This is a genomic window from Qipengyuania sp. S6317L1 (genome assembly GCF_023015615.1).
GTDB lineage: Bacteria > Pseudomonadota > Alphaproteobacteria > Sphingomonadales > Sphingomonadaceae > Erythrobacter.
This window is the reverse complement of record NZ_JALKAJ010000001.1, coordinates 98863-122583: the sequence shown is the minus strand read 5'-3', so window position 1 is coordinate 122583 and position 23721 is coordinate 98863. Positions and strand designations below refer to the sequence as shown.

General features: G+C 61.8%; 23 protein-coding genes. 1 reads left to right on the top strand and 22 read right to left on the bottom strand.

Annotation, left to right across the window (positions count from 1 at the left end):
• Positions 1-17 precede the first annotated feature (17 nt).
• The 8 genes from MWU38_RS00645 to MWU38_RS00610 are packed head-to-tail and all read right to left on the bottom strand — an operon-like array spanning position 18 to position 9393.
• Positions 18-2102, bottom strand: coding sequence for a hypothetical protein (locus MWU38_RS00645; protein ID WP_247269902.1), 2085 nt, complete (start codon positions 2100-2102; stop codon positions 18-20).
• Between the two features lie 18 nt (positions 2103-2120).
• Positions 2121-2654: a hypothetical protein gene (locus tag MWU38_RS00640; protein WP_247269901.1), complete on the bottom strand. Its 534-nt coding sequence runs from the start codon at positions 2652-2654 to the stop codon at positions 2121-2123.
• Positions 2647-4008, bottom strand: a complete 1362-nt coding sequence (locus MWU38_RS00635; protein WP_247269900.1) for a FliI/YscN family ATPase — start codon at positions 4006-4008, stop codon at positions 2647-2649. Before MWU38_RS00635 ends, MWU38_RS00640 begins: the two co-directional genes overlap by 8 nt.
• Before the next feature lie 8 nt (positions 4009-4016).
• On the bottom strand, positions 4017-4820 hold the full coding sequence (locus tag MWU38_RS00630) for a hypothetical protein (protein ID WP_247269899.1): 804 nt from the start codon (positions 4818-4820) through the stop codon (positions 4017-4019).
• Positions 4804-5856 (bottom strand): FliG C-terminal domain-containing protein, encoded by a 1053-nt coding sequence (locus MWU38_RS00625; RefSeq protein ID WP_247269898.1) that lies wholly within the window; start codon positions 5854-5856, stop codon positions 4804-4806. Before MWU38_RS00625 ends, MWU38_RS00630 begins: the two co-directional genes overlap by 17 nt.
• The gene (gene fliF, locus MWU38_RS00620) at positions 5856-7700 is read right to left on the bottom strand and encodes a flagellar basal-body MS-ring/collar protein FliF (protein ID WP_247269897.1); all 1845 of its coding nucleotides are present in this window, start codon (positions 7698-7700) and stop codon (positions 5856-5858) included. The genes MWU38_RS00625 and fliF overlap by 1 nt, the downstream gene beginning before the upstream one ends.
• Before the next feature lie 5 nt (positions 7701-7705).
• Positions 7706-8065: a flagellar hook-basal body complex protein FliE gene (fliE, locus tag MWU38_RS00615; protein ID WP_247269896.1), complete on the bottom strand. Its 360-nt coding sequence runs from the start codon at positions 8063-8065 to the stop codon at positions 7706-7708.
• Positions 8062-9393 carry a sigma 54-interacting transcriptional regulator gene (locus MWU38_RS00610; RefSeq protein WP_247269895.1) on the bottom strand — a complete coding sequence of 444 codons (1332 nt, stop codon included), beginning with the start codon at positions 9391-9393 and terminating at the stop codon, positions 8062-8064. Before MWU38_RS00610 ends, fliE begins: the two co-directional genes overlap by 4 nt.
• A gap of 499 nt (positions 9394-9892) precedes the next feature.
• On the opposite strand from MWU38_RS00610, the gene MWU38_RS00605 reads away from it, so the two are divergent.
• Complete coding sequence (locus MWU38_RS00605) at positions 9893-10717, top strand: flagellin (protein ID WP_247269894.1); 825 nt, start codon at positions 9893-9895, stop codon at positions 10715-10717.
• Positions 10718-10941: 224 nt separating this feature from the next.
• On the opposite strand, the gene MWU38_RS00600 is transcribed toward MWU38_RS00605, so the two are convergent.
• From MWU38_RS00600 to flgC, 14 genes are all read right to left on the bottom strand, one after another.
• Complete coding sequence (locus MWU38_RS00600; RefSeq protein ID WP_247269893.1) at positions 10942-11760, bottom strand: class I SAM-dependent methyltransferase; 819 nt, start codon at positions 11758-11760, stop codon at positions 10942-10944.
• The gene (locus MWU38_RS00595) at positions 11757-14198 is read right to left on the bottom strand and encodes an HAD-IA family hydrolase (RefSeq protein WP_247269892.1); all 2442 of its coding nucleotides are present in this window, start codon (positions 14196-14198) and stop codon (positions 11757-11759) included. Before MWU38_RS00595 ends, MWU38_RS00600 begins: the two co-directional genes overlap by 4 nt.
• 51 nt (positions 14199-14249) lie before the next feature.
• Complete coding sequence (locus MWU38_RS00590; protein WP_247269891.1) at positions 14250-15203, bottom strand: flagellar motor protein MotB; 954 nt, start codon at positions 15201-15203, stop codon at positions 14250-14252.
• A gap of 13 nt (positions 15204-15216) precedes the next feature.
• Complete coding sequence (motA, locus tag MWU38_RS00585) at positions 15217-16080, bottom strand: flagellar motor stator protein MotA (protein WP_247269890.1); 864 nt, start codon at positions 16078-16080, stop codon at positions 15217-15219.
• Between the two features lie 64 nt (positions 16081-16144).
• Complete coding sequence (locus tag MWU38_RS00580; protein ID WP_247269889.1) at positions 16145-17059, bottom strand: hypothetical protein; 915 nt, start codon at positions 17057-17059, stop codon at positions 16145-16147.
• Positions 17059-18417, bottom strand: coding sequence for a flagellar hook-associated protein FlgK (gene flgK, locus MWU38_RS00575; RefSeq protein WP_247269888.1), 1359 nt, complete (start codon positions 18415-18417; stop codon positions 17059-17061). The genes MWU38_RS00580 and flgK overlap by 1 nt, the downstream gene beginning before the upstream one ends.
• Entirely contained in the window at positions 18414-18722 is a 309-nt protein-coding gene (locus MWU38_RS00570; protein WP_247269887.1) for a rod-binding protein, read from the bottom strand. The genes flgK and MWU38_RS00570 overlap by 4 nt, the downstream gene beginning before the upstream one ends.
• Positions 18719-19822, bottom strand: a complete 1104-nt coding sequence (locus tag MWU38_RS00565) for a flagellar basal body P-ring protein FlgI (RefSeq protein ID WP_247269886.1) — start codon at positions 19820-19822, stop codon at positions 18719-18721. The genes MWU38_RS00570 and MWU38_RS00565 overlap by 4 nt, the downstream gene beginning before the upstream one ends.
• A gap of 34 nt (positions 19823-19856) precedes the next feature.
• Positions 19857-20540: a flagellar basal body L-ring protein FlgH gene (locus MWU38_RS00560; RefSeq protein ID WP_247269885.1), complete on the bottom strand. Its 684-nt coding sequence runs from the start codon at positions 20538-20540 to the stop codon at positions 19857-19859.
• 11 nt (positions 20541-20551) lie between these two features.
• Positions 20552-21343: a flagellar basal-body rod protein FlgG gene (flgG, locus tag MWU38_RS00555; protein WP_247269884.1), complete on the bottom strand. Its 792-nt coding sequence runs from the start codon at positions 21341-21343 to the stop codon at positions 20552-20554.
• 30 nt (positions 21344-21373) lie between these two features.
• Positions 21374-22132 (bottom strand): flagellar basal body rod protein FlgF, encoded by a 759-nt coding sequence (flgF, locus tag MWU38_RS00550; protein ID WP_247269883.1) that lies wholly within the window; start codon positions 22130-22132, stop codon positions 21374-21376.
• Between the two features lie 23 nt (positions 22133-22155).
• The gene (locus MWU38_RS00545) at positions 22156-22968 is read right to left on the bottom strand and encodes a flagellar hook basal-body protein (protein WP_247269882.1); all 813 of its coding nucleotides are present in this window, start codon (positions 22966-22968) and stop codon (positions 22156-22158) included.
• 14 nt (positions 22969-22982) lie between these two features.
• Positions 22983-23315 carry a flagellar hook capping FlgD N-terminal domain-containing protein gene (locus MWU38_RS00540; RefSeq protein ID WP_247269881.1) on the bottom strand — a complete coding sequence of 111 codons (333 nt, stop codon included), beginning with the start codon at positions 23313-23315 and terminating at the stop codon, positions 22983-22985.
• Between the two features lie 2 nt (positions 23316-23317).
• Positions 23318-23719, bottom strand: a complete 402-nt coding sequence (gene flgC / locus MWU38_RS00535) for a flagellar basal body rod protein FlgC (protein WP_247269880.1) — start codon at positions 23717-23719, stop codon at positions 23318-23320.
• Between the last annotated feature and the right edge of the window lie 2 nt (positions 23720-23721).

Sequence of the window (23721 nt, the reverse complement as noted above, 5' to 3'; positions counted from 1 at the left end):
TCTGTCATGCGTTCGGGTCAAGCGAACAGCTCGCCATCGCCCGCTTGTCCGGTTCCGGGGCTGGATTGCCCGCCCGGATTCGAACCACGTTCATCGTCCTTGCCTTCGGTTTGCCCCGAGTATGGTTGAGACGTTCCTTGACCTGACCCTGTGGAAGACCCGTAGCGGCCTTCCGAATGCCAGCCTTGCCCAGCCGAACCGGCAAGGTTGCTGTTCTGGGAACCGGTCTGGGACTGGGATTGGCCGCTGCCTTGTTCAGAGCCGCGTTGCCCTGTGCTGGTCGAGGTTTCGCCGCTGGCGGCAACCGCCCGCTCTGCCAAGGCGTTCTGGATCGCAGGCACGAAACCGGGATCGCGCGAGGAAAGCGTTGCGCGAAGGTCATTGCCAAGCGTCTCCAACCGCATCGTAATCGCGCCAAATTCCTGATGCCGAACGGTCATTTCCGGACGGTTGGCCTGCGCATTGCTGCGCGCATCTGTCAGCTGCTCAATGGTGCTTTCAATCTGGGCGGCAATGCGCGCGGTCCCGTTTGCGTCAAGCGCGGCTGGTTGGGGACTGGCTTGCGGCGAAGGTGCTGCTTGCGCCACTTGGGCAGCCGATGCCGATGCCGATGCCGATGCCTGGGGCCCGGCGGTGTCGGCGCTGCCCGCTTGAATGTGCTGGGCAACCGGTGAGCGTGATGCAAGATTTGATAACGCAGTGCGCGGATCGTTTGCACGGTCGGGTTCGCTTGGATCAATTTCCGGATCGATTTGGGGATCGACATTTGGGTTAAGGTTTGTGCCGGGGTTTGGGGGCCCCGAAGACTGAGCAGGCTGAACGGGCTGCGCAGGCTGTCTGGTTTTTTCGGCGCTCGGCCCGCTGTTCAAGGAATAGCGCGCAATGGCCCTGTCCAGCACCGTTGCAGGCTCTGCATCGCCTTTAGTGGACGGACGAATAGCGGGATTTGCGCCTTCGGCTTTGGCCCCTCCTTCGGTTTCACCTTCAGCATTCGGGCTCGAGGCAGTGGACGTTGCTTTCACCTGCGTCCCTTTAAGCGGATTTGCGTCCACGGTAGGGGTCGCGGTCTGGGCTATAGCGGGGGGCGCGTTTGTGGTCGGGCGCGCGGCGATTGCCGCTTCCTTCGAAGATTTCATCGCCGCCTCAGCGTCGGGCTCGCGCTCGAAAGGCGATGCGGGCCCATTGGTCGCTTTTAGGGTTTCTAAGGGTTTGCCCGGATCAGACTTCGCTGCTGGACCGTTGGGCGAAACGCGCAACTCGGTTGTTTTGCCAGAATCGTGCGGCATGGTTGGCGCTGTCAATGACACGTTCGAACGCGCGGCGGCCTGTGTAATCGCGGCGACTTGATCACCGCCCACATGGGCGCGGGGCCCTGATGGCGGCCTCGCATTGGCCTTCTCAGCTTTTGGAAGCGCGGCGTTAGTATCAACATCGCGCGAAAGGGCGCGGTTGGTGACCGGAACTTCGCCAATAGCTTCAAGCCTGGGCGGATTACTCCGGGTCAGCGGATCGCCTGGCGAAGCGGTAAGCGGCGCGTCGTTCAGGTTGCGAGGACCCGGTGTCACTGCCCCCGACTTCGCAGCGGTCCGGACCGGGTCCAGACCGGCTGCCTTTGGCTCGCCCATCGGTGCAAGCCGGTCTTGCGGCATTGCGGGCGGTGTCAGCTTCGTTTGCGCCAGCAAATGCGAAGGATCTTGCCGATCCGCACCGGTTTTGCCCGTTTGGATGCCTGACGTAACCGCCGCCGGAATTGCCTCGGCTGTCGGCGCACTGATACCATCACCAAAGATGCCCGCTTCGCCCTGCACCACCGGCGGCAAGACCGTGCCGCTTTCAGGAAGCTGTTTGCCGCCGTCACTTTGCAGCGCGAGCGCCATGGCAAAGCTGCTCACCCCTGCAATCCCTTCGATCACCGCACGCGCAGGATCGTCTTGCGCGGGCTCTATCGCTGCATCCGGAAAGGCGCGCTTGCCCTTCGCCCCGCCAAGCCCGATTTCCCCGAGGGCAAGACCAAAATCGGCTGTTGCGACAATCTCTTGAGGCGCGATGCCCGACTTTGGAACAGACGGCGCGGCGGTGAGGTTGGAAAGCGTAGGGATCAAGGCTGATATCCTTTTGGTCTATGCTCCCGCATCGCGAGAGCGGCGGTGCGCGGCTTCGGGACCGGATTGCGCTGTCGCAGCGCTCTGGTCCGGTGTTGCAAGAGCCTTTTGCAACTTGCGTGCCACCTTTGGAGGGGTGGTAAGTTCGGGCGGGATCTCGCGCCTCTCGCGAAGCTGCACCAAGGCGCGGCTTTCGCTCGCCACGCGCTCTTCGTGCGCGCTCATCCTGGTTTCAGCCGCTGCCAGGGTGCGCATCTGGAACTCCGCCTGTTCGCGAGCATCCGCGTGCGCCTGGCCGGCGCTGTGCGACATACGCTGGAGCGAATGGATGAATGCAAGATCGCTCGATAAGGAGCCGCCCAGATGCACCTTGCCCCGATCGCCATTGCGCCGTGCGTATTCGTTCAAGAGGTCATTGGCGCGCCCCTGAATCGCGGCGCTGCGTTCTTCTTCGGCGATTGCATTGGCAAGGGCGAGCCGAGCTTCACGGCGGGCAATTTGCGCAAGCAGCAATTGGCGCTTGGCAATTTTGAGGCGACGCTCCTCAGCCATTGGTCGCGCCATTTTGGTTTTGGCCCTGCACCTTGGCTGCAAGCGCCATCAGGGCATCGAGGCTTTCACCGAAACCGACGCTCTCGCTGCGGCTCTGGGTGAGGAAGGCGTCAATCGCTGTTGAGTGCTCAAGCGCGCGGTCGAGCGTCTTGTCCGGCCCTGCGCGGTAAGCGCCCATCATCACAAGGTCGCGGTTCTCCTCGCGCACCGAAATGAGCGAACGCACCAGACGCGCGGCCTCGACCACTTCGTGACCGACCACGCCGTCCATCACCCGGCTGAGCGACGCGGGCACGTCGATGGCGGGGTAATGGCCGCGCTGTGCAAGGTCGCGGCTGAGCAATATGTGCCCGTCGAGAATTGCGCGCGCGGTATCGACCACCGGATCGTTCATATCATCGCCGTCCGCAAGGACGGTATAGATGCCCGTGATCGCGCCGCCCGAGCTTGCCGAATTGCCCGCCCGTTCGACCAGCCGCGTGATGGCGGCAAGCGCGCTTGGCGGATATCCGCGCGCTGCCCCCGGCTCGCCCAGAACCAGCGCCAGTTCGCGCGCTGCGTGAGCGACGCGGGTAAGGCTGTCGACGATCAAGGCAACGCTCTTGCCTTGCGCTCTGAAATATTCGGCGATCGAGCAGGCATATTGCGCCGCGCGCAGCCTTAAATTGGCCGCGTGGTCGGCGGGCACAGCGACAAGCACCATCCGCCCGCGCCGCACATCGGTCATGTGACGCGACACGAAATCGGAGACTTCACGCGCGCGCTCACCAATCATGGCGACAACGGTGATATCGGCCTTGGCCTGCCCCGCGATTGTATCGAGCAGCACGGATTTACCCACGCCCGAGCCTGCGATCACGCCCAGACGCTGCCCCTGCCCCATTGTCGCAAGCGCATTGATCGCGCGCACCCCGCAATCAAAAGCCGCGCGCACAGGCGCACGCTCAAGCGCGCTCTCGCGCCGTCCGCCGAGAGGCCAATGGGTTGTACAATCAATCGGCGGGCCGCCATCAATCGGTTCGCCCAGACCATCGACCGCCCGGCCCAACAACGCATCCCCGACCGGCACCTGGCCCGGTGTCCCAACCGCGCGCACTGCGGATTGCGGCTGAAGAAGTTGTGTGTCGCCGAGCAGCATCATCAGCGAATGGCCTCCACGAAATCCGATCACTTCGGCAAGCGCGGCGTCTTTTTTGTCCTCGCCGATCAGGCCGAGGGAGCCAATAGGTAGAGGCAGGCCCGAAACTTCGATCAACCCGCCATCGCACGCGACAACCTTGCCGGAAAGAACCGGCCCTGCCTCGACCCGCGCAGCCCTGTGACGGGCAAGTTCGATCTGGAGCTCGGCCAGCATCGCGCCGCTCAGCCCTTCACCGCAGCGGCAATCGCGCGGCGCCAATCCTCGGGGCGATCGCTTACCAGACCGTCCGGCGTCTCGAGCCGCAAACTTGCGCGCTCAGCCGTGGGGTCCGCGACCAGTTTCCACCCTTCCACGCCTTTCGGATCGAACAGCGCAAGATCATCCGGGTGAAGGAAAAGCGTCGCCTCGCCCGCGCCTGCGCCCAACCGCTGGGCGGCCTTGAGGCACCGCTGTTTCAACGCCTCGGGTGCAGGGACAAAGTCGGCGAGCGTTTGTGTGCAAAGGGCAATCACCGTTTCAGCCAGCTCCCCCGCCAGCGCATCCATCGCCGCCTGATCGAGTGCGCGAAACGTTTGCCTGAGCGTCAATTTTTGCTGCCGCTCGGCCTCGTGCTGCGCCATGGCTTCCTCGCGCCCTGCGGCCTTGCCCTGCTCGAAGGCCTGGGCAACCGGGTCGATTTCGGGTTCGGGTTCGGGTTCGACCTCGGGATCATCTGCGGCATCAGCGGCGCACAGAGGCGTTGGTTCAGGATCATCGCCTGTTCCCATGTCATTGCCGTCCCCATCGCCAAGGGCTTCGCGCAGCAGATCGACCAGTGGGTCATCGGATGCTGGCTCAGGCACTTCGGGTGCGACGGGCGGCGCACAGCGGCTTGAAGGAAAACCTTCGACGAACCCTTGGGCGGGTTCTCCAAAGTCAGGTAGCCATTCGAGCGTTCTCACCCCGCCACCGCCATCGCCGTCGCAACCGCCATCGTGTGGCCGCTCCAGAAGCGCAGTCAGCCAATCGTCAGACGAACTCGCCATCGCCGCCTCCAAGGTCAATCTCGCCTTGATCTGCCAACTGACGGGCAAGGTTCACGATCTTGCGCTGTGCTTCCTCAACGTCCTTCTTGGACAGGCGCTGGCGCATCTCGATTTCATCCTTGATGCCCTCGGCGGCGCGCGACGACATGCAGCGGAAGAAGACATCGCGGCTGTCCTCTTCAATGCCCTTGAGCGCATCGATAAGCGCCTCATTGTCGACATCGCGCAGGATGCGGCCCATCGTCTTGGCGTCGAGCTCAAGCAGCATATCGAAGGTGAAGAGCTCTTCTTCGATGCGTTCTGCCAGCGGCGCATTGCGCTCGGCAATGGCGGGCAAGATCGTGCCCTTGAGATCGCCAGCACCAGCGTTGATAAGCGCGGCTGCATCTTTCGCCCCGCCAATCGTGAGAGCGGATGGACCAAAGCTCGAGCCGATCTTCTGCGAGAGCAGCTTGTCAATCATATCAATCGCCTGCTGCGAAATCGGCCCCATGGTTGCGACTTTCTCAACCACGACCGACTGGATATCGGCAGGCAGATTGGAGAGGACTTCTGCCGCGGGCCCGGCATCGAGCATCAGCAGAAGCGCTGCGATCACCTGCGGGTGCTCCTCCTCGATCAGTTTGAGCAGCACTGCAGGCGCGAGCCAGCGTGCCATCTCAAGGCTTCTGGGCCCCGGATCGGGGTCAAGCTTGAGCATCATGCTCTCGGCCTTCGTAGGGCCGAGCGACCGCTCCATCATCGCGCGCACCTGCGCATTGCGGTCGGGCACGGGGCGCCGGTCCGCCTTGCTCTCGGCGACGAAATCCTCAAGCGCCTCGATCATCATGTCGCGGCTGATCTCGCCCACTTCGAGCATGGTCGCGCCGATCACTTCCAATTCATCGGGCTCCATGCGTGCCATGAGAGCCGCTGCTTCCTCGTCTTCGAGCAGCATCAGGAATATCGCAACCCGCTGGATACGGGACAGGATTGGCTTGCGAGAGGCCTCGGACACTGTCGCCTCGGCGCTCTGCACGGCTTGATCTTCGGCCATCAGGCGTCCTCCCCTTCTGGCGCTTCCTCGACCAGCTCGTCGGGTTCATCAATCATGCGCTGGAGCACTTCGACCGCGCGTTCGGGCTGGGAGGTTGCAAGCTCGCGGGCGATGCCGATGCGCTGGTCAAACAGAAGCTGCGGGTTTTGCGCATCTCTTACGTCGACCGCTACGCCCTCGCCTGCCGGTATGCCCTGCGCGTCGGCCTTGCCGTCTACGGCTTCGCCATCGCCGTTGTCGGCCTTTTCGTCCACTTCCTCGCTGTCATCATCGCCGTCCGACTGGTCTTCGATCTGGTCCTGGCCCTTGTCTTTCTTGTCTTTCTTGTCTTTCTTGTCTTTCTTGTCTTTCTTGTCCTTCTTGTCTTTGTCCTTTTCGTCCTCGGGCCCTTTGACCGCCTTGATGAGCGGGCGCACCGCCAGCAGAAGGACCATCAACACGGCCAGAAGAGCAGCGACAATGCGCAGAATCTGGGCGAACCAGCTCTGCTCATAGAACGCGATCGCTTCGACTTCGGCATCATCAAATGCGCCCACCGCGATTTCGACTGTATCGCCGCGCGCTTCATCGGCGCCCACCGCTGCGCTCACCAGCGTCTGCAATTGTTCGGCCGTCATCGGAGCGGCAGCTTCGAGCGCGGTTTCGCTTACCGCAATCGCGACCGAGAGTTTGACCAGACCACCGGGCCTTGTCGATGTGACCGCCACTTCGCGGCCAAGCTCGTAATTGCGCTGCACCGCGCTTTCGGTGTCGCGGCCAAGGTCAGCAGCCGCGGCAGCCTCGGCCTCGGGGTCGGGCGCGGCATCTTCGAGTTCGGGATCAGGCGGCGGCACATTGGTCGCAGCGCCCGGAACACCGCCGGGACCACCACGCGCCACGCGCGAGGAATTGCGCTCGCTTTCGGAACGGACCGCGCCTTCCTGATCGTAAGTTTCGCGCGCCGAGGTGACCTCTTCGCGCATCAATTCAGCCTGCACCTGGCTTGAGAAATTGCCTTCGCCAAGGAGCGGCGTGAGCAGCGAGGCCACCTGCTCTTGCAGCTTTGCCTCGAACTCGCGCTGGAGCAGCAGACTGTCCAACTGGTCTTCGCGCGGCGCAGACAAGAGCCGCCCGTTCTGATCGACCACGCGCACATTGTCGGGTGTCATTCCCGGGACCGAGCCGGATACAAGGTTCACGATCGCCTCGACCTGCGGCCCGCTGAGTGAGCGGCCACTTGCCAGCCGCAGCATCACGCTGGCGCTGGGCGGATTGTTTTCACGCACGAAGACAGAGCGTTCGGGCGTGGCCAGGTGCACCCGCACGCTTTCGATCCCGTCGATCTCGCGGATGGTGAGCATAAGCTCGCGCTCGCGCGCCAGGCGCAGACGTTCACCTTCCATCGTGCGGCTCGATCCCAAGGGAATGGAATCGAGCATCTCGCTTGCACCCTCGGGGGCGGCCAGCCCCGCATCGCTCGCAACCAGCATGCGCGCGCGGTAAATGTCGCTTTCCGACACCGTCAGAATACCTGAAGACGTGTCGATATTGTAATCAATCCCGCCCGCCTCGAGCGTTTGCACAACGCTTGCGCGCTCGGCATCGGTAAGGCTCGAATACAGGATGCGCTGGGGCGGGGTCGAAATCGCGAGATAGGCCGCCGCCGCCGCTGCAACAACGCCAAGCCCGATCAGCCCGGGAAGGGCGCGTTTGAAGGCAGGTTGCTGGGTAAAGGCACGCGCACTCGCTTGCCAGCCGCCGGCGCGCGGCGCGCCGCCAACCATATCGCCAGCCATATCGCCAATCGGCACAGCGCCGGGCGCAGCAGCGGGCAAGCCGCCTTGAGGAACAGTCAGATCAGCCACTTAGATCAGCCCCCCATCCGCAAGATGTCCTGATAAGCGGACAAGAGCTTGTTTCTGACCTGAAGGGTGGCTTCGAATGCGACCCCCGATTCCTGACGCGCGAGCATGACCTTGGCCACGTCGGTGACCTCGCCGCGCTCGTATGCGGCCTGCATGTCGCTTGAGCGTTTTTGCACCGCGCTCACATCCTGAAGCGCGTTTTGCAGCGTGTCGGCAAAGCCCGACACCTGTCCGGCATCGCCCGGCTTTTGCGCCTTCGCCTCGGTGCCGACGCGCACTTCCTGAAGCGCCTGTGAGCGTTGCAGGATTTCCTGTCGCAGAGCCATCACCTGATTGATGCCGCCCGATGTGCCGCCGATCTTCATGCCGCACCTCCAGCATCAATCAATCCGTTCTCGCGCATCGAGGCGAGCCGGTAGCGCAGCGTGCGCTCGGAGATGCCAAGGCTGGAGGCGGTTTTCCCGCGGTGCCCGCCATGCTCGTCAAGCGCGCGGATGATCGCCTGCGCTTCAGACTGAAACGCGACGTCGGAAAGCGAAGAAGGTGCGGCGGCGCTGGGTGCTGCGGTTCTGGGCGTTGCGATCCTGGCCTCTGGCACAGCGTGTCGGGATTGGATCAAGTCCGCCGCGCCATCGCTTGCGGAACTCGCGACAAGCGGGTTGGGGCTTTTGGGAGCGGGATCAAAGACCACATGCTCGGCCCCCAGCGTATCGGCATCTCCTGCGAGCAGGATCGCGCGGCGAATGACATTTTCAAGCTCGCGCACATTTCCCGGCCAATGATACGCCTCGAGCGAAGCGATAGCGCCGGGCGATATCCAGCTTGGCAAAGCGCGCTGTGCGCCATGACGCAGAAGCATCCCGAAGGCGAGCGGCGCGATATCGGCTGTGCGCGCCCGCAAGGCCGGCAGGACGAGGGGAAAGACATTGAGCCTGTAGAACAGGTCTTCGCGAAAACGGCTTGCGCTCACCTCGTCTGCAAGCGTGCGATTGGTCGCCGCGACAATACGCACATTGACCTTGATCGGCTTGGTCGCGCCGAGGGGAAGCACTTCGCCTTCCTGAAGGACGCGCAGCAATTTGGCCTGAAGCGCCAGAGGCATTTCACCGATTTCATCGAGCAGCAAGGTCCCGCCATCGGCTGCCTTGAACAGGCCCTCGCGCGTTTCTCCTGCTCCGGTAAAGGCGCCCTTGCGATGACCGAACAGCAACCCTTCGAGCATCGCCTCGGGCATGGCGGCGCAATTGACGGGCACGAATGGCCCCGCTCCCCGCGCGCTCATGCGGTGGACGAAACGGGCAAACACCTCTTTACCTGTGCCGGTTGGCCCCTCAAGCAGGACCGGAATTTCGCTTGCCGCAATCCGTTCAGCAAGCGTGAGCAGCGCCAGACTTTCGGTATCGCGCGCAATGGGCCACCCGCCATGCGACGCACTGGCGATCAGGGCAGCGCGCGCTTCATCGAGGTCGCGGTTTGCATACCGCAGCGCAATCTTGCCATCGCTGATCCGCGTCAGCGAAGAGCATTGCGGGGATGCGTTGCCAAGGTCATGCAGATCAATCGCGATGCGTGCCTCACGCCCGCGCGCGGCTGCATCACCGCCCTTCGAGACCGGAAACGCGCCCCGGTCGCCGAGGAGCAACCGCTCCTGCAACCAGCTTTGCGCAAGGAGCGGCAAAGTGGGACCGGTCAACCCGTCATGCGCATGAAGAGCATCTGACAGACCAAGGGAATGTTCCCCTCGATTGATTTGAAAAAGACGGCTGTCTTGCGCTTGCATTGTTTTACCCGGTTCGCGTTTCTGGTGGAAAGGAATTGCCGGGTAGGCGGACAAGATAGAGCAAATTTAAGCCACTGTATGAACCCTTAAGGACTATTGCGGCTTTTCGTCCAAGTCATTGATAGAACAGGTAAGTTCTGCACGGTCCAGCGGACAGGATACAATTGTTCTGCGGCAATCTTTTAACGCAAGGCGGCAAAATTTCTCCCGCTTGCCGGAGCGGCAGATTTTGCCAGGCCTATAATAAGCCCGGTTGATCGGCCCTGTCCGCGCTCGAAATCGCAACGTCTTTGCACTTGCCCGAAAAGAACCCCTTAAACTTCTTTCGCGGCGTCCGGTCTAGGGTTCGACAGCTGCGGCGATTGGCTGCTCTGCACCAAAACCTTGCACTTGGAAAACTGGAGTAAGTCCGATGACAGTAATCAACACCAACATCTCAGCCCTTCGCGCTGCAAACGCCAGCGTCGATGCAAACAAAATGCTCGGCACCTCGATGGAGCGCCTTGCAACAGGCAACCGTATCAACAGCGCGTCGGATGACGCAGCAGGCCTTTCGATTGCAACCGGGTTCACCTCTGACATCCGCGCTCTGAACCAGGGCGTTCGCAACGCATCGGACGGTATTGCTCTGGCGCAGACCGCTGAAGGCGCTCTGGAAGAGGTGTCGAACATGCTTCAGCGCGTTCGGGAACTCGCCATCCAGTCACAAAACGGCACGCTCGACAGCGTTGACCGCGGCTTCCTCGATACAGAGGTCACCGAGCTTGCCTCGCAAATTGACGACATTTTGACCAATACCGAGTTCAACGGCGTATCGGTCTTTGGCACCGGCACGGGCAGCGGCAGCGATGTCTCTGTGAACATCCAGATTGATGCAGGCCGCTCGATCACCTTGACCAGCACCGCGATTGACGACACCAATCTTAATGCAGCCGGCCTTGATGTGAGCACTGCCTCGAACGCCGCTACAGCCGTCACCAATGTTGATGCAGGCCTTCAGGCCGTGAACACGACGCGTTCCTCACTCGGTGCTGGCGCGAACCGACTGGAAGCAGCAATCAACAATCTGACCACGACTGCGACGAACCTCACCGATGCGCGTTCGCGGATCCAGGATACCGATTTCAGCCAGGAAACAACGGCTCTCGCAAAAGCGCAGATCCTCGGACAGGCATCGACCGCCATGCTTTCCCAGGCGAACCAGTCACAACAAAACGTGCTGTCGCTGCTGCGATAAGACGAAGCAGACTGACCCAATCCCCACGGGGGTGGCAAGGAAACCCGGGGCCTTTAAAAAGGCTCCGGGTTTTTTTGATTGTTGTGATGAGCTCGTTCTCGCTCGTCACACCTTGCCGGCCCACTTCCCCGCCCTTCTGCCCTTGGGGTTACAATTCCGGGTGGAAGGGTGGGGGAGTGGGCCGGCAAGGCAAAGGGTTGCACGGATGTGCAACCCGCACGCGACTAGGAGCCACTGCGGTCCTGCCAGTCGACGACTTCGAGCCAGTTGCGAAGGCGGTTTTCTTCAAGCCGCGCAATCAGCGGGTTGGCGTGGAAGGGGAGCAGAAATTCTGCCAGAGCGCCCGACCATTCGGCCTGTGCGTCGAAGATGATACCGAGGCCCAAGACGGCGGGCACATGGACATAGAAAAGCGGGCGTTCTTCGGCATCGGCCTCTTTCAGGAAATCCTCGACCGCGGTGAGAACGCCGTTGCGCTCTCCCCCCGCCTGAAGCGCGACGGCGAAAGAGCCCATGCCGCGAAGGCCTCTGCCTGCCAGCACTCCGTCCTCGCCAAGGCGCACGCCGTGGTCAAAGCTGTGCGGGTGACGCCAGCCGGGGGGCACACGCTCGGGCGCGTAGTAAAAATCGCGCCGCGCGCACGGCCAAGACACATCGTGCATGAAAGCTAGCAGCGGTTTGCCGCTGGCACGTTGAGCCGCGTCAATTCCCACCAGTTCGTGATAGACGGTGTAATAGTTGTGATCGCCATCGACGAACCACGCATCGACTTCGCCAACCTCGCCCGCCAGCGCCTCCAAAGATGGCAAAGGCACATGGCGCACATGGCTTTGTTCAGATGCCCATGGGGCAAAGCCATCGGCGGGTTCGGGGTCAATGCAGGTCAGCGTTCCGCCCGCCGCAGCCGTATGCTGGGCCAAGAGCTTGGACATGCCACCAAACTCGCTGCCGATCTCCGCGACGTTTGCGACCTTCGCGTGTTCGAGACAAGGGATAATAAGGCTCGAAAATTCAGCCATCGAATGGATCAAAAGCTCGCTCATGCCGCTGCCTCCCGGTTGAAGGCCGTGGCACGCGCAGCTGTGTTGGTATTGCGCGAGATCAGGGGGCGCATCACGATTTCAATCATCTTCGGCTCGGTTGTTTGTGAGCCGCTCTCATCATCGGCGCGCGGCACATTGACCAGCAGAAATGCCGCCGACCCGGTGCATTCATGGATGCGGGGCGCATGAAGTTTGACCCCGTCATACTGGACGCCGATCTCTCTTGCCCGCTCGTCATTGGCCCGCCCGCCCTTGAGCGTTTCGACATCGCAGACCGAGACAGAGGCAAGCTCAAACCACTCGAAAACCGAGCCGACTTGAAGGCCAATGGATTGAACGCCCGGTGCGGCGGGCAATCGCACGCTGTAATACCCTTCATGCGTTGACCGGGCGTGGACCATGCTTTGCGCGCTGTCGGCAGCGCCCATGAAGAAGGCAGGGATCGCAATGCTGTGTCTGCTGGTGTCGCTATAGGTCAGGCCAAGGCCAAAGCGTCTTTGCGCAAACAGCGATAGCCGCGTGTGAAAATCCTCCCCTTCGATTTCAGCGGGGAGGAACATGCGCTGTGACCCTTCCATGTAGTGCAGGCCCCGGCGCCGCAATCCTTCGCGCGCGTGGGCTGCATCGAACAACGGGACGGTGCGCTCTGAACCCATGTTGATGTCGTGCTCGAAGCTCTTGAGCACTTCGAGTTCTGAGGCGTGCGGCAGGAACATGAAACGCGTGAGCACCCCGATCGCGCCTTCGCGAAGTGCGCGGCCCGCATGCGCGTTGTTTTGGCGCAATGTGCAGCCCGATTGGACAGTTTTGGCGTAGGCGAGCGCGCCTTCCTGAACGCGCGAGCGCACTTCGCTTTGCGCGCCCTTGACCGCGGGCTCTTTGCGGATCGGTTCGCCTTCGGGCGTGAAATCCACCACCGACCCCATTTCGCAGGTCGCCAGCTGCTCGATCACCGACACATTGCTGCACAGCGCCTCAAGAAGATCGCCGTCATAGTGCCGCTCATCAATCAGACCCTTCTTGTCGAGCCCTGTCGCGGTGAGTTCGCGAAGCAGGAGATAGCGCCCCGCGACATGGCAATCGAAGGCTTTCGCAAGCAGCTCATCAATCTGGCTTTGCGCAGAACCATTGTAGCCCAGATCCACCAGCATCAGCGTATCGCCTTTCGCCGGTTTCACCCTCGATCGGACATGCGCGATCAGCCGCTCGGCACGTTCGCGGGCGCGTTTGCGCGTGATTTTCTCCCGCTTTCCGGTGCGCAGTTCGGCGAGCAGTTTGAACGAGCCGTCGAGCATTTCCTCGTGGCTGTTGTCGCGCCCGACGATCCTGTTGATCTCGTCTTCGGTAAACAGCATCTGGCGCGCGAGGGTCGAGGGTTTAAGCCCCAGCTCGAGCGTGAACTTGCTTGTGTAGGCCTCGCTTGAGGTGAGAGCAGCCGAAGTCGCGACAAAGCGGCTGATCTCGACGCGGGCGGTGCTGTCTTCTTCGCCCGCCGCCTGGTGCATGATGTGTGGCAAATGCCCGTCGCGCAGCATGAAAAGCCAATGGACCCGGCCCCCGCGCTCCTTTTGGAGGGCCTTCGCCTCATCGCGCAGCCATTGGTCAAAACTGTGAAACACCGGACCAAGCACATTGAGCCCCAAGGCCTTTGCCGGATCACTGACTTGCGGTTCGGCCTTGGCCAAGGCTGCGCGGTGGGGCATCAGGGCACGAACGCCTTTCACCCGTGCGCCGATCATTTGCTGGCAGCTGCGCTCGAACCGCAGGCGTTGCCGCGCGGGCTCGCCGAATTGGACAAGGTGCAAGGCGGGAACTCCAAGCGCGCGCGATGCTTCATAATCGGCCTTGGGATTGTCTCCAATGTGGAGCACTTCTGGCGCTTTCGCTTTCATCGCGGTGATAGCCTTTGCCAGCAGACCTTCGGATTTGGAAATGCCCGCTTCGCTGGACACGAAGACCTTGTCGATCAGCGCAGCGACCTCTTCACCGGCGGCCTTTTCGATGAGTGAGCGCAGTTGCCGCGCGCTTAAATAGGTGTCGGAGACGATGATCACCTTGAGCCCGCGCGCTTTGGCCGCGCGCATCAATTCGACCGTTGGCGCAAAGGCGAAGCACGCATCGACCTCGGCCTGCAATTCGGCCGCCATTGCATCTTCGCGCGCCACGCGGCCTGCATTGGGGAGGCCTTGCGCATAGATCGCCTCAAGGCTCACCTCATTGCGGTTTCGCAAGGCAAATTCGGCCTTGCGCGCGTGCTTTTCGGCCACCATGCGCTGCGCGACGGAAAGGCCGGGCAATGCCGCAAAAACGTCGCCCGGCTCATAACAATCGCGCCAAAGCAGCGTGTCGAAACAATCGAGCGAAAGGACTTTCAGCCCCTCGCCCGCCCTATCAAGAGCGTGCGGCAATTCGTGCGGTAAAATGGTTTCTGTGGTCATCTCTCGGTCTTCCTCCAGGTGGCGGCAAGACGAGAGGTAAATGCGCGTGGTTTACGCCGAGGGAGTCGCCTCCTGCGCATTTTCACCTAGGCCTTCTACCCTTTGCGGGCCCACAGTGCTGCGAGCGCGGGCGCCGGATTGTTCAAGAAGCAGCAGCGAAATCCGCCGGTTGCGCGGGTCTGCCGGATTGGCGGAGATAAGCGGCTCTGTCTCGGCAACGCCTTCGATCCGGGCAAAGCGGGTTTCATCGATTCCGCTTCGGATAAGTTGCTGGCGGGTGGCCTCTGCACGCCCTGCGGAGAGCGACCAGTTATTCGCCTGCACCCCCTCGCGATAAGGCAGGCTGTCGGTGTGTCCGCGAAGGATCAACGGCTGCGTGCGTTCCTGTACGATTGCGCCGATCACCTCGATGATCTTGCGCGCTTCTGGCGTCAGGATCGTGGTGCCCAGTGAAAACATCGAGAAGTCGGCATCGTCGACCAAGTCAATGCGAACGCCGTCGGGCGCGCGCATCACCCGCACCTGTTTTGCGTATTTGGCGATGCCTTCATCCTGAAGGATTTCCTCCATGATCTCCTTGCGGATCTCTTCCTTGATCTTTTCCAGCTGTTTTTCAGTGAGTTCGCCTTCGTGCCCGCCTTCCTTTGGACCGCCAGAACGCCCCTGGGGCACAGTGATCGTGCGCGTGCCCGTCTGACCCATCGCGTGCGGGTAATTGTCGACGTCAGTGAGCGAGCTTCCGCCCAGCATCCCTTCGGCAGAGCCCGCCGATTGCTGACGGGTTTTGACAAGGGTGGGCGAGAAATAGTCGGCTATGCCCTTGCGCTGGTTTTCTTCCGTCGCGCCGAGCAGCCAGAGGAGCAGAAAGAACGCCATCATCGCGGTAACAAAGTCCGCATAGGCGACCTTCCACGCGCCGCCGTGGTGGCCACCTTCCTCGATGGTGATCTTCTTGACGATGATCGGGGCAAGCGCCTCTGGAGCAGGTGCGGCTTCTTCAGCCATGTCGCATACCCCCTTACTTGCCGCGCATCATGTCGAGCAGGTCGGTGAGCTTTGGACGGTGCGCAGGCGGAAGGCCGGAACGCGCCGCTTCAAGCACGAGCGGCTGCGGATAACCGTGGAGGCTGGCCACGATCACCTGTTTGATCGAATGATAGATCTGCATGTCATGGGTGATGACCTGTTTCACGCGGGTCGCCATCGGCCCGGCAAGCCCATAGGCAAGGAAAATCCCGAGGAACGTCCCGACAAGCGCGCCGCCGATCATCCCGCCCAAAACTTCCGGCGGTTCGTTGATCGAACCCATCGTCTTGATCACGCCCAGAACCGCCGCAACGATGCCAAGCGCGGGAAATGCGTCCGCAAGCCCCTGGATCGCGTGCTGCGGCTCTTCCAGTTCGTGCGCCTGTGTCTTGATCGCATTGTCGATCACATCCTCGACCGCATTGGTGTCGAGCGTGCCCGAGGAGACGACCATAAGGGTGAGCGGGTCGCAGATCATGCTGGTGACAACCGAATCGCTTTGAAGCTTGGGATATTCACTGAAAATCGCGGAGGTCGACGGGTCGGTGACATGCGCTTCCAGGGCGACCGCGCCTTCCGAACGCAGAAGCTTCATCAGCTTGGAGGTGAGCGCAATCGCATCAATGTGGTCCTGATCGGAATACTGTGGCCCCTTGAAGACCTTGCCGAAACCGCCGCCCAAAAGCTTTAACTCGTGCATGGAATTGCCGATCAGTGTTGCCCCGATCGCTGCGCCGCCGATCATCATCATCTCAAGCGGGAGCGCTTTCAGGATCGGCCCCATCGCGCCGCCTGCCAGCGTATATCCGCCAAACACCATGATGAGGAGGACGACTATGCCAATGCCTGCAAACACTTGAAAGGTTTCCTTCTTCTAGACCGCCGGTCCCGTCTCGGCTCAGATACCGAGAACGGCAGGGTTAGATCGCGTTAAAGAGCGTAAGATTGCTGACCCTGGTGAAAGTGGTCTGGCTGGCTTCCAGAGCGGTCAGGGTTTGCTGCAGGCGAATGATCACATCGGCGATATTGGTGTCGCCGATTTCCGATTGTTTCTCGGCAATGTTGATTGCACGAACGGCCTGGTCATCCTCGATCGCCTCGACCCATGCGGCGCGTGTGCCGACAACGGTCTGGTTGCGATTGGCCGCGTTCAACGCTTCATCGAGGCCGGCAAGCGCGCCCTGCGCTGCGCCGCTTGGATCGGTGCCCGAGCGAAGTTCATTTGCGAGATTGGTCAGCACTTCAAAGCTGCTGGTGGGGGTGCCGTCGACCTCGAACTGGAACAGTCCATCGCCGGTGATGGATCGCTCGATCTCGGTGCCGGGCGCAACCGCAACCGTTCCCACCTCGCTATTGCCGGTGAAGCTCACCGTCCCGTCGGGAGCGCGGGTGAAGGCGGGTCCTCCCGCCGTTCCAGCAAACAACGGCCCGCCAGTGATCGAAGTGGCGTTGGAGCGGGCAAACATTTCTTCGGCGAGCTGCTCAAGCTCATTGGCAATCGCATTGCGCCCGTTCTCTCCTTGCGTGTCGCTCGCCGCTTGCACGGCAAGCTCGCGCGCGCGCTGGATCAGGTCGACCACGCCGCTGATCTGATTGGCGGATTCTTCAAGGTCCTGCCGGAGGCGCGCAGCGTTTTGTTCCTCGGTTTCCCCGCGCACTTCGAGCCGGGTGAGAGCGCGCAGGCGCGAGGCGGCAATCGGGTCCTCCGACCCGCGCTGGATACGCACACCTGTTGCAATCTGCGTCTGGAAGCTTTCCGCATTGTCGCGCAAGGCCGACAGCTGGGTCAAAGAGCGATCATAGAAAGTGCCGCTGGCATTGCTTACAAAGCTCATCAGTTCAGCCCCAGAATTGTGTCGAAGAGTTCGGTTGCGACCTGCATCACCCGGCTGTTCGCCTCGAAGGATTGTTGCAGCCGGATAAGGTTCGCCGCTTCCTGATCGAGGTCCACGCCGGTTTCATTCAGCAGTTCAGCCGACGCATTGTTCGCGATAATGGAAAGCCCTTCGCGCGTTGTCTCAAGGCCGGAAATACGGCTCGACAATGCGAGAAGCAGGCGGTCTGTTGCGGCAATCGGGCCGTCATCTGCGCCAATCGCAGCGACAAGCGATTGCAGATTGCTGGTGTCGCTGCTCCCGGCAGGAGAGCCGAGCGGGGCGAGCGCCAGACCCTCACCATCGGTAAGCGCCAGCGCCATGGTGCTTGCATCGCTGCCGGAGAAAAGCGGTTGCCCCGGCGACCCGTCAAGCGCAGCGCCATTGGCCTGCGCGTTGTTGGCGCGCGTTATGGTGGACAGCGCGATCGCATCAAGCGTGTCGGCGCGCTCGCGAAGATCGCTGAGCGCGGAAACCCGCCCGGCCTGCGCGCCGCTGACAGGTGTGAAATCAAACCCATCGAGCGTGAAGGACGCCGTACCATCGGCGGCGATGGTTGCGGTCAGGGGATTGGCCGCGACCCCGTCAACCAGAACCGGACCCGCTTCGCCAGAAGGCGCAGGAGTGGAGACCAGCCGAACGCTCGCAGCGCCGACTTCGTCAAACTCGACCGAGACGCTGAATTCTGCCGATATATCACGCAGCGCCGCATCGCGCGCGTCGAGCAGGTTGGAATAGGAGGCCGATCCCTGCCGCACCTTGGTGAGTTCGGTGTTGATGCGGGCAAGCTCTCTCGCCGCATTGTTGGTCTCCTGCGTTCCCGCCTCAAGCGCGCCTTGCGCAAGATCGCGCGCATTGCTGAGGCCGGCTTGCGCAGACTGGAATGTCACCGCCAATTGCCGCGCGCTTTCCACTGCGCCGGTGCGAAGCGCAGGGTCGGTTGGATCGCTTTCGAGAAGGGTGAGCGAGGCTTCGAAATCGACAAGTCCCCGGAACAGCCCCGATTGTTCAAGGCCGAGTTCAGCATCGCGAAGCGCCGCAATATCAGCCTGTGCGCGCTCGACATCGGCGGCGGTATCGCGCGCCCTTGCGGTCAGGAATTCATTGCCGGGGCGGGTGATCGCGCCGACGCGCACGCCCGAAAGCGCATCACTCGGATTATAGTCGATGATGGCGGAAGCGACGAACTCCTCCAGTTGCAACGAACGCCGGACGTAATCCGGGTTCGAGGCATTGGCGATGTTCTGCGCGGTCACCTCAATGCTGGCGCGCGCTGCTCTGGCCCCGCTTTGGCCGATTCTGAGGATGTCTGTGCTCATGGTGCATCGGGAGTATCAGGGACGAATTGAGCAAGCTGTTCCTCGATACTGCGTGCAAACCCTAGGGTGCCGCTTTGCGATGCGATATCTGCGAAATGGTCATCGCGCATGGTCTTGAACTGTTTCATCCCGCCGCCGGTAAGAGGCGCGTCTTCGGCCCACACGCTCGTCCGCGCCGTCTCGAGCATCTTGCGCACCATGATCGCCTCGAACCCTTGCGCTGCTTCGCGCAGTTGCAGGCGTTCAGGCGAAAGCTCGGCAGCGGTTGAGGCGGGGTTGGTCGCGCCGCTGATCGGGGGGATCATATCACCACCATCTCGGCCTGGAGTGCGCCTGCCTGCTTCAAGCTTTCAAGGATCACCACGAGATCCGAGGCCTGCACGCCGAGCAGGTTCAGCGCATCGACGATCTCGTTGAGATTGGCTGCACCGGGAAAGAGCGCAACGCGGCTCTCGGCCTCTTCGATTGTGATCTGCGTGTCCTCCTCGATCGCCGTATCGCCATTGGCAAACGGTTCGGGTTGGACCACCGTGGGGCTTTCTTCGATGCGGATCACAAGCTTGCCGTGGCTGATCGCCGCAGGGCTAAGCCTCACCGCTTCGTTGATGACCACCGTTCCGGTGCGTGAATTGACGATGACCCTGGCGGCGACCGGCGCAGGCGTTACCGGCAGCATCTCGATCGCAGCCAGAGCGGCGGAGCGTTCGTCCGCGCCAAAGGGGAGAGTAAGCTCGATGCTCACCCCGTCTGCGACCTTGGCCATGCCGGGATACATCCCATTCACCGCATCGCGCACCCGCGCAGCGGTAAGGAAATCGGCGGTGTGCAGATTGAAGCGCAGCGTCCCTTCGCGGTCGAAACCGGTTGCGACCGCCTGTTCAACCGTCGCCCCATCGGCGATGCGTCCAACGGTGTTCACATTGACCGAAACCTGAGAACCATCGCGGCCCGAAACACCAAGCCCGCCCACCGCGACATTGCCCTGCGCCATCGCATAAATCTGCCCGTCGGCCCCGTATAAAGGCGCAAGCACCAACGCGCCGCCGCGAAGCGAGCGCGCCTGACCCAGCGTTGAAACCGTGATATCGATGCGCTGTCCCGGCTTTGCAAAAGGCGGAAGCTCTGCGGTGATGATAACCGCGGCTGCGTTGCGAAGGTTGGGGCTGACCCCGGGCGGCAATTGCAGGCCCAAGCGGCCCGACACACCGCGCATCGCCTCGCGCACATATTCAAGGTTGTCATCGCCTGTGCCTTGCAGCCCGACCACGATACCATAGCCCGTCAACTGGTTTGCCCGCAGCCCCTCGAACTGGCCCAGATCGCGGATGCGTTCGGCTTGTGCATCGCTTGGGTAAAGCGCGGTCACAGCCGCGAGGAAGGTGATGCAAAGTCTGAGGATAAGCATGGTTTTGCCTTGCGTTAGAGGGGCGTTGGGGGCGTTAGAACGGAGTGATTGCGCTGAAGAAACGCTGGAGCCAGCCGGGGCGGCTTGCCTGTTGAACGGCGCCCTTGCCCGAGTAGATGATCCGCGCATTGGCAACGCGCGAGGATGGAATGGTGTTGTCGCCATCAATGTCGACAAGGCGGACGCGGCCGGCGAACTGGATCCACTCATCGCCTTGGCTCAGCACCATCTGTTTTTCGCCCACGACCTCGGCCGTGCCATTGGGGTAAATCGCGGAAATCGTGACAGCGACCATGCCGTTAAGCCGGCTTTGCTGCGCCGCACTGCCGCTGCCGGCAAAGGAGGTTTGCCCGCTGCTCGCAATCGAATTGGGGTTGAGGAAGGACAGCGGCCCGGCGGTGGGCGGGACAAGCCCGATGCTGCCATCGCGGTCGGTTGAACTTGTGGTGCTTTTGGAAGTGCTGGTGCTTTCAATGAGGGCAATCGTCAACATATCGCCAAGCGTTCGGGCGCGGTTACCAACGACCAGCGGCGCGTAGCCTTGGGCCGCCTGATAGATCGCGCCCTTCGATCCCATTTGCGCACCCGGCACAGGCGCAGCCGCCACAGGCGGAGGGGGCGGCGCGTAGAAGCCCTGCTCTTTCTTGAAGCCGCCCGACATACAGGCGGACAGGGAAAGCGCGCAAAGGCCGATGATAGCAATTCGGGAAACCTGCATGATAAAGCCCTTCACAATGTCTGGTTGGCGTTGCGCAGCATCTCGTCGACGGCGCTCACCATGCGGCTGTTGATTTCGTAGGCGCGCTGGGCCTCGATCATGCCGACAAGTTCCTCGACGACATTGACATTGGAAGCCTCAAGCATCCCCTGGCGCACGTTGCCGCGGCCAAAAGTGCCTGCCGCCCCTACATCGGCAGGACCGCTGGCGGCGGTTTCGACAAGGAAGTTGTCTCCGATTGCCTGAAGCCCTGCGGGGTTGATGAAGTTCGCAATCTGTAGCTGGCCCAGCTGCAATGGTGCGGCCTGCCCGTCCTGCGCCGCGCTAACCGTGCCATCGGGCGAGATCTGGATGCTGGTTGCGCCTTGTGGCACCTGGATCGGTGGCGAGAGCTGGAACCCTTGCGCGGTGACGATATTGCCTTGCGCATTGAGGCTGAAATTGCCTGCACGGGTGTAGCCGATCTGACCGTTGGGCGGGATTTCCACCTGAAAGAACCCAGGCCCGTCCATTGCGACGTCCAGGGTGTTTTCCGTGAGGTTGAGCGTACCCTGGCTTTCGATGCGACTCGTGCCCTGGATATGAACGCCGGTGCCAAGGTTGAGGCCCACCGCAAAGGCGGTCTGGTTGGTCGATTGCTGCCCTGCAACGCGCTGCTCCTGATAGGCGAGCGTTGCGAAATCCACCCGGTCGCGTTTGAAGCCCGAGGTGCCGATATTGGCAAGGTTGTTGGCAATCACCCGCATGCGCGCATCCTGCGCTTCGAGGCCGGTTTTCGCGACGTGGAGGGCTGATGTAGGCATGACGATAATTCCTTAGATTGCTGTTCGGGATCAACGCATTGACAGAAGGCTGGAACTCGATTCATCGAGCTCGCCTGCGGTCTGGATGATGCGCGCACGCATTTCGAAAGCGCGCTGGGCGTCGATCATTTCGACGAGCACCTCGGCGGTGTTGACGTTGGATTGTTCAAGCGCGCCGGGCGTTACACCGGCGGTGGGATCGATCGGCAGGGCGCCACCGCCCGGCACCTTCAGGAAGCTGTCGACCCCCTTGGCGAGCGGGCTTCCCTCGGCGGACACAAGCTTGATCTTGTCGAAGGCGGCGGCAGGTTCATTGGGCACTGCCGGATCGCGTCCGAGCACCGAACCATCATCTGCAATGCTGATCGTGAACCCGGCGGGCACTGTGATCGGCACGCCCGCTTCGCCCAGCACGGGAAGGCCCTCGCCGTTTTCGAGGACACCCGAAGGCGCGACGCGAAAATCGCCACGGCGTGAATAGATCTCGCCGCCATCGGGCGCCTGAAAGGCGATCAATGCCTTGCCCTTCACCGCAATATCCAATGGTTGCCCGGTCGGAGTGACGCTGGCGGTGCTCATATCGGTGTTGCGGACCCAGCCGCGAGCGGGCGCCCGCGCCTCAAGGGACGCCGCATCGGTTGCGGTGTCCTTGATGGTCGAGGGCGTGACCGAGAACAGCTCCTGACGAAAACCGGGGGTGTTGGCGTTCGCCAGATTGTTCGCGGTCATACGCTGGCGGTTCATCGCCGCGTCCATGCCGGTCAAAGCTGTGTAGATGAGGCGATCCATCGCGCTAGCGTCCTATCTCGCGATTACCGCTGGAGGTTCAGAATGGTCTGGGTGAAGGCAGTGGCGGTATCGATGGCGCGGGCGTTGGCTTGAAAGTTCCTTTGTGCACCCAGAAGCGCGACCATCTCTTCAGCCAGATCAACGTTTGAGCGTTCGAGAGAGCCGCTGCGGATCTGGCCAAAATTGCCGACGCCGGGCTGACCAAACTCGGGCGGGCCCGATTCAGCGGTCGCTTCCCATTTGGTGAGGCCAATCGGGTTGAGGCCACCTGTCGAAGGGAAGGTCGCGAGCGCAACTTGGGAGATCGGGTCCACCGAGCCATCGGTGTAGACAGCCGAGAGTACACCGCGCAGATCAATGCCCACGCTTGAAAGAGCCGCGCCGCCCGCATTGGTTGTGGGCACAGTGATGTCGCTCGGGGTGAAAGAGGTCGGCGTGCCGGTCGCATCCAGGGGAAAACCCTGCACCGGATTGCCAAAGGCGTCCTGCAATTCACCATTGGCGACAAGCTGCAGATTGCCGTTGCGGGTGAAGCTAACCTCGCCCGAGATTGCGTCATTGGTGGCGATAAAGCCGTCGCCATTGATCGCAACGTCAAGCGCGCGGCCGGTCTGTTCCAGCTGACCCAGGGCAAAGTCCTGTGAGATCGCCGAAACGGTTGCGCCAATGCCCGGTGTCTTGCGCGGGTCGGTCGCGCTTGAACCGGAGACAAGATCGGCAAACTGGGCGTTGGACTTTTTAAAGCCCACCGATTCCGCGTTCGCGATGTTGTTCGAGATGACCTCAAGGTCGGTGCTGGCGTTGCGAAGGCCGCTTAGGGAAACGAAAAATGACATGGCTTTGGGTCCTTTTAAATATCTGTGGCTGGCGGGGTTGAGGCGGCAGTGATCGCGCGGCTTTGCGCCTCGATCAGGGCATCGAGTTTGCGGGAGATATCGCCCAGCAATGACTGGCTCGCGGTCTGGCTTTCCAGAGTGGAGAACTGCGCAAGCTGAGCGAGCATCTGCTCGTTGCTTTGTGGTTCGCTCGGGTCCTGATTGGTCAATTGCGCGGTCATCAGGCGCAGGAAATCCCCGGCTCCCAATTGTGAGACGGCGCTCTGACGCTCGATCGAGCCGGGCGCGTTGATGCGATCAATCGCATCGCTTGCGGATGCGGCGGTCGCAGGGTTGATGGTGGTCATGGTCACTTGCTCCTCAAGGTTTCCAGCATCAGCTGTTTGGCGGTCTGGAGCGCCTGCACCATGTTCTGATACTGGCGCGCGCTTTCCATGATCTCGATCATTTCGGCGCTCTCATCGATGGGCGCTTCGAAGACATTGCCATCCTCGTTCGCGAGCGCATTGGCCGGATCGTAGCGTTCGATCGGATTGGCGTTGCTGCGCACAAGCTGGGTCGAGGAAACGGTCGAAACCCCGCTCGCTTCATCAAGCGCGGTCTGGAACACGGCGCGGATCGGGCGGTATGCCTCTTCTTTCGTGGTCGAGACCGACCCTGCATTGGCAAGGTTGGAGGTCGCCGCGTTCATCCGCACAAGCTGCGCTGACATGGCGCTTTCGGTGAGGCTGAAAAGGGTTGGATTGCTCATGT

Excerpts from the sequence above, each read along its gene's own strand:
- MWU38_RS00580 (WP_247269889.1), bottom strand. The coding sequence starts at position 17,059 with ATGAGCTTTGTAAGCAATGCCAGCGGCACTTTCTATGATCGCTCTTTG.
- MWU38_RS00545 (WP_247269882.1), bottom strand. The coding sequence starts at position 22,968 with ATGTCATTTTTCGTTTCCCTAAGCGGCCTTCGCAACGCCAGCACCGAC.
- MWU38_RS00590 (WP_247269891.1), bottom strand. The coding sequence starts at position 15,203 with ATGGCTGAAGAAGCCGCACCTGCTCCAGAGGCGCTTGCCCCGATCATC.
- MWU38_RS00560 (WP_247269885.1), bottom strand. The coding sequence starts at position 20,540 with ATGCAGGTTTCCCGAATTGCTATCATCGGCCTTTGCGCGCTTTCCCTG.
- MWU38_RS00635 (WP_247269900.1), bottom strand. The coding sequence starts at position 4,008 with ATGCTGGCCGAGCTCCAGATCGAACTTGCCCGTCACAGGGCTGCGCGG.
- MWU38_RS00595 (WP_247269892.1), bottom strand. The coding sequence starts at position 14,198 with ATGACCACAGAAACCATTTTACCGCACGAATTGCCGCACGCTCTTGAT.
- MWU38_RS00600 (WP_247269893.1), bottom strand. The coding sequence starts at position 11,760 with ATGAGCGAGCTTTTGATCCATTCGATGGCTGAATTTTCGAGCCTTATT.
- MWU38_RS00605 (WP_247269894.1), top strand. The coding sequence starts at position 9,893 with ATGACAGTAATCAACACCAACATCTCAGCCCTTCGCGCTGCAAACGCC.
- fliE (WP_247269896.1), bottom strand. The coding sequence starts at position 8,065 with ATGAAGATCGGCGGCACATCGGGCGGCATCAATCAGGTGATGGCTCTG.
- MWU38_RS00640 (WP_247269901.1), bottom strand. The coding sequence starts at position 2,654 with ATGGCTGAGGAGCGTCGCCTCAAAATTGCCAAGCGCCAATTGCTGCTT.
- flgC (WP_247269880.1), bottom strand. The coding sequence starts at position 23,719 with ATGAGCAATCCAACCCTTTTCAGCCTCACCGAAAGCGCCATGTCAGCG.
- MWU38_RS00565 (WP_247269886.1), bottom strand. The coding sequence starts at position 19,822 with ATGCTTATCCTCAGACTTTGCATCACCTTCCTCGCGGCTGTGACCGCG.
- flgK (WP_247269888.1), bottom strand. The coding sequence starts at position 18,417 with ATGAGCACAGACATCCTCAGAATCGGCCAAAGCGGGGCCAGAGCAGCG.
- MWU38_RS00540 (WP_247269881.1), bottom strand. The coding sequence starts at position 23,315 with ATGACCACCATCAACCCTGCGACCGCCGCATCCGCAAGCGATGCGATT.
- MWU38_RS00625 (WP_247269898.1), bottom strand. The coding sequence starts at position 5,856 with ATGGCCGAAGATCAAGCCGTGCAGAGCGCCGAGGCGACAGTGTCCGAG.
- MWU38_RS00630 (WP_247269899.1), bottom strand. The coding sequence starts at position 4,820 with ATGGCGAGTTCGTCTGACGATTGGCTGACTGCGCTTCTGGAGCGGCCA.
- flgG (WP_247269884.1), bottom strand. The coding sequence starts at position 21,343 with ATGCCTACATCAGCCCTCCACGTCGCGAAAACCGGCCTCGAAGCGCAG.
- MWU38_RS00570 (WP_247269887.1), bottom strand. The coding sequence starts at position 18,722 with ATGATCCCCCCGATCAGCGGCGCGACCAACCCCGCCTCAACCGCTGCC.
- flgF (WP_247269883.1), bottom strand. The coding sequence starts at position 22,132 with ATGGATCGCCTCATCTACACAGCTTTGACCGGCATGGACGCGGCGATG.